Genomic DNA, 4,628 nt, shown 5'->3' with positions numbered 1-4,628 from the left:
TTGGGTCATTACTCAAAACAATTTGAAGGAATATAGCTTCAGCTTATCACCCTTCTCTCAAGAATGAAATAGCCCTGCAGGATATTGGCTCTGAAAAATACCATTTTATACCCACTAATAAAAGAGCAAATTGGGCAACTTCCGCCCAGGAAATCGCTCCGCAATCAGAATAAGATGTCAAAAAAAATATTCGTGATTTATATTAATAGCAGAAACTCTTGATTTGTGGCTGGTAATAGTGTCAGTGCGCTCGATGATGTTTCTATATCAAGTTCATCGCCCTAATGAATTATTTGATTGTTATGCAGCAAGATACCACTACTTGAGATATTTGCGGTCTAACTCCTCCGCAATGCCTTCCTAGCTGCCACGTTCAATCATATCTGCATGACACCTTAGTGCGGTTTAGTCTAGTGTCCGGTGAGTAAAGAAAGCGATCGCCCAAAAAAATCCTTTTTTAGTAGGTAAAATGACAGCGATCGCCTATTTACTCCAAATAGTTTCTCCAAGTTAATTTAGGCCGACCAAGCTTCGCGAAAGTCACCATAGAGGGTCAATCCACCATCAATATAGAGCGTTTGTCCCGTAATGTAAGCCGCTTCATCTGATGCAAGAAAGGCAACAGATGCAGCCATTTCCTCCGATGTACCTGCCCGTCCCATTGGGATATGGCTTTCCACTACTGCCTTTTGTCCTGGATTGTCCGTCCAACTTTCATTAATCGGTGTAATTGTTGCACCGGGGGCAATAGCATTGACGCGGATGCCTCGGCTTGCGTATTCCAACGCTAGGGTTTTAGTCAGATTTCCCATGCCACCTTTGCTGATGGAATAGCTGATATACATCGGGCGGGGAATGATTTCATGCACACTCGAAATATTGATAATCACCCCAGAGCGCTGCTGCTCTAACAGATGCTTAATGGTTTCCCGCGCACAGAGATATGCACCTCGCAAATTGACTGCTATCACGCGATCGAATTCATCCGTTGGCACTTCATGGGATGCGCTTTCTGTTTGAATCCCAGCATTATTAATCAGGATATCCAGACTACCAAAGTTATCAATGACACTCTTCACCATACGAAGGATATCATCTTCTTTGGAGACATCTCCCTGAACTAATAGCGTTTCAACCCCGCATTCCGATGCTTGTCCACAGGCTTTTTGCAGAGCTATTTCTTCAGTATCTTCTGCCTCTTCTAAGCTTTTGCGATAGTTAACGGCAATATTGCAACCTTCTTGAGCAAGACGAATGGCGATCGCCTGCCCAATACCTGAACTCGCTCCAGTAATGAGTGCGTTTTTTCCCTTTAAACCTTTCATTATTGCTCTCCCAGAGATTTAAAACAAAATATCTTAACCGAAATCTCAAGCCAACTAGCTTCAACATCAACCAGAAAATTTTTCTGTCTTTTCCCCACGAATTTCATCGCGCCAATACGGGGAATAAGCTCAAATGCGCCTGCGACTGCAGCCAGGAACAGTGCATAGGGAATATCCACCAAGATAAACACCACAAAGGTAGAGAAGCCGAAAAATATTGATAATAGCAACCGAGCCAAAAGAAACCTAAAAATTTGTTTTGGATTTCCCTGGTCAAATCCTCGTATAAGCCGGGTCGAAAGAGCCTCACATCAGATCCCAATAGTCGTCTACCATCGATCAGCATAAAGAAGGGAAACACGTAAGCACAATCACATCTAGCAAACTGAATAACAGATTTTGCACTGTGGAAAAGTCCAGGCAGATTATGCCGATGACTTGTTGGTGCAGTTGTTGATTAAAGGTGCTGAAATCTAACGTAATATGAGGATTTAACAGAAATTATTCAAGTATTTTCAACAGTGGGAGCGGCGAGTCTAAAAATTGAGGAGCCTGTTCTAATAAATGCTGTGCTTGGGAAATGTGAGCTAATCCTAACGTTGCCATTAACGCACCTATAATCAATCAATAAGGCAAATAAAAAAGCCACCACTACCGCTAGCAAACGAGGGATGAAACCAGATACAAATTTGACCGGGTAGTTCAGCAGAAAGGCGAGAGTAGCTGCCAAAATAAAAACAATCAGAACCGTTTCAAAATATGCCAAAACCTGCACGATAGCCCAACCACGCACAAAGAGTAGCAGGTAGCGAATTAGTTGAGCATTGTTGAGGTGTTCCCACATCCGATAGGTGTTAATTTTTGGGTTGTCCATTACAGCCTGTCAACCTTTCCACCGTTCCTCATCCGCTCGATAAAGGTTTTGCTCTACCTTATGGATTTGATGTATGCTTACCTAACTATTGAAGTTTCCACGCAATTAGACCAACAAGCACAATCAGACCTAATGCTCTACGAAAGTAATTAACGCCTTGAAATAATTCTTCCCAAGCCCAAGTAAACAAAGAGCCAAAGGCTACTAACTCCAACCCTAAATTAATTTTACCTGTTGTAAAAATGAGCGTTAATAAAGTAGCTACAATCCCGACACTCAGTGGTAGATTGGGCATCTGAGCTATAACTATTTTGCCTTCGCTGTCCCGGAATGTGCGATCGAATAATGTGTTTTCCATGAGTTTATCGTGTCAATGAAATAAATAGAAACAGCTTAACATTCAATCAATACTGCGGTTTTTTGGGAAACGATGATACAAGCTTGATAGGGCAAGGACCATAAAAAAGTCGAATTAAATGCAAGTCATGAGTGGAGATGACTTTGATTTAATTATCCCCCGTGGCTCTAAGTCTTATAAAATCAGGCCTTGAGCCAGAGCAAAACTGTCGGCACTATTGAACAGTGAAATATGAGAGTTATCCTGAATCAAGTTTTTTTTGTCTCTATCAATCATTTATTCTGCTTGTTTTTTCCATCATTTTATTTTTTTTTGAGTGGTTAGAGGATATTTTTATATTAAAATTCAAAATTTAAAAGATCATCTCTCGCTTGGAATAGTTTAGAGTAAAAGGTAATCTATAATTGGACAGACATCATCGTTTCTCTAGTATCGTATCGAGAGTGATCGACTCGATCCTCAAATCCAAGGTCAGCAATTCACAGGTCTAAACCTTTTCCTCAAACAGGCTTGAACCTTCGCAGTGCAGTAATTTTTGTTTCCACAGCTTGAAGTGATTGTGTAGCAGCTATTTCTGCTCGATCGCTCTCAGCATCCTGACTCACAAAAAATGTGCCCAGCGTTGCTGTCAAATAACCACCTAGCGCGATCGCACAAAATGCCAGGAAAAAACAAAGCACCTGCCCTTGGGCTGTTCTAGGAAATTCGCACTCAAACGCATTAATGCTAGCCGCTCCAGCTATGGTGACTCTAGCGATCCTAAATGATTTTCTATGTAAAAGTATAGCAACCGCCAAGGCGGTTAGAACGCTTTGCTGAGGACATCTTCCAGAGCATCTCGAACACAGCTAAATCTATGGGTTTGTTGACGGATGCGACTTTTTTGCCATGACCATCATTCTCAATTTTGTTTAAATCTGTCGCATAAGGTGCTAAATATAGCAATCGACATCCCGTACATTCAATTATCTCTTGAATACGTCCACCTTTGTGGAATGTTATATTATCTGCTATCACAACGGGTCCAGGTTTTAATACTGGTACTCAACAAGTTTCTAGTCAGATTTCAAATACGCTTCGATTACAAGCTCCTTCTACCGTAAATGGTGCTAGTAATTTCCCATTACACTCCCGCCGCAATTATATTTATTCGTCCTCTTCTTATTTTACCAATTTTTAGTGCTTCAAACCTGTCACCTATCTCATTATACCCATACCCATATTCATCTCGGTCATCCATCCCTGACTCATCTATATAAACTCGTTCTTCTTGGCTATATCTGGCTAACTGTTCTGTGAATTATGGGTCTTTTTATTCGCCCGTTTCTCGATATCCATAAGTTTTTTACGACTAAAACCAATTTTTTCTAAGACTTTTGAGATTGTTATATCGCTAATTTCCTCAAACAATAGTTCTGCCATCTCTACTTGTGTTTTATCCCCATGGGCCCTCACAAATTCTTTAAATTGTACCCCCTGTAATTTTATGACCATTACCCAACGGTTGATTGGGCAATGCTTCAAACCCCCCTGTTTGGGCAAGTCGTTTTAGCCAGAGACCGATCGTGTTGCCACTAATATTGAACAGTTGACTGGCTTCAGTAGTTTTCAAGACATCGACTTTGATAGCGATTATCACCTGTTGACGAAGGTCGTAACTTTAGGGCTTGGGCATAAGTTGTACGCTCGCAATCGAGCAATTGGGAAGACTTACAGTTTATGCCATAACCGCCTTGGCGGTTGCTATATCAAAGAAGTGCCCGATGTTGAATTACATATTTTTTATGGTTGGCAAGGAATTGATTCTTTAATTAATTTACCTTATCTTGAGAAATTTCTATATTTACCCGATAAAAAGAAAAAAAATTACAACTTTTAGAGCAGGAAAATGTCTATGAAGATGGCAGTATTCGACACAAGGAGTTAGTGGAAAAATTATTCAAATCAGGTATCTGGGTTTATCCTTGTCATACTGCTGCGGAGATTTTCTGTATTAAGCTGTTGTGCATTTAAAACGCATATTGGTATAATATAACATAATGATATTCAGAAAAAGTAAATGCCTGCTAAA

The 4,628-nt window shown here is 40.5% G+C and carries 5 protein-coding genes and 1 pseudogene; all 6 read right to left on the bottom strand.

Features of this window, described 5'->3' with window-relative positions:
• Window positions 1-515: 515 nt before the first annotated feature.
• The 6 genes and pseudogenes from QUA33_RS27645 to QUA33_RS27620 all read right to left on the bottom strand — a co-directional run bounded on the left by QUA33_RS27645 (window position 516) and on the right by QUA33_RS27620 (window position 4,196).
• Complete coding sequence (locus tag QUA33_RS27645) at window positions 516-1,325, bottom strand: glucose 1-dehydrogenase (protein WP_333152903.1); 810 nt, start codon at window positions 1,323-1,325, stop codon at window positions 516-518.
• On the bottom strand, window positions 1,325-1,564 hold the full coding sequence (locus QUA33_RS27640; RefSeq protein WP_333152901.1) for a hypothetical protein: 240 nt from the start codon (window positions 1,562-1,564) through the stop codon (window positions 1,325-1,327). The genes QUA33_RS27645 and QUA33_RS27640 overlap by 1 nt, the downstream gene beginning before the upstream one ends.
• 266 nt (window positions 1,565-1,830) lie before the next feature.
• Window positions 1,831-2,199 carry a hypothetical protein gene (locus QUA33_RS27635; protein ID WP_333152899.1) on the bottom strand — a complete coding sequence of 123 codons (369 nt, stop codon included), beginning with the start codon at window positions 2,197-2,199 and terminating at the stop codon, window positions 1,831-1,833.
• A gap of 85 nt (window positions 2,200-2,284) precedes the next feature.
• Window positions 2,285-2,557 carry a hypothetical protein gene (locus QUA33_RS27630; RefSeq protein ID WP_333152897.1) on the bottom strand — a complete coding sequence of 91 codons (273 nt, stop codon included), beginning with the start codon at window positions 2,555-2,557 and terminating at the stop codon, window positions 2,285-2,287.
• A gap of 500 nt (window positions 2,558-3,057) precedes the next feature.
• Entirely contained in the window at window positions 3,058-3,237 is a 180-nt protein-coding gene (locus tag QUA33_RS27625) for a hypothetical protein (RefSeq protein WP_333152895.1), read from the bottom strand.
• A gap of 122 nt (window positions 3,238-3,359) precedes the next feature.
• Window positions 3,360-4,196 (bottom strand): annotated as a pseudogene (locus QUA33_RS27620) (IS630 family transposase).
• Between the last annotated feature and the right edge of the window lie 432 nt (window positions 4,197-4,628).

It is taken from the genome of Microcoleus sp. Pol14D4, assembly GCF_036701245.1.
In the GTDB taxonomy this organism is placed as follows: domain Bacteria; phylum Cyanobacteriota; class Cyanobacteriia; order Cyanobacteriales; family Microcoleaceae; genus Microcoleus.
This window is presented reverse-complemented; position numbering and strand designations above follow the sequence as displayed.

Excerpts from the sequence above, each read along its gene's own strand:
- QUA33_RS27635 (WP_333152899.1), bottom strand. The coding sequence starts at position 2,199 with ATGGACAACCCAAAAATTAACACCTATCGGATGTGGGAACACCTCAAC.
- QUA33_RS27630 (WP_333152897.1), bottom strand. The coding sequence starts at position 2,557 with ATGGAAAACACATTATTCGATCGCACATTCCGGGACAGCGAAGGCAAA.
- QUA33_RS27645 (WP_333152903.1), bottom strand. The coding sequence starts at position 1,325 with ATGAAAGGTTTAAAGGGAAAAAACGCACTCATTACTGGAGCGAGTTCA.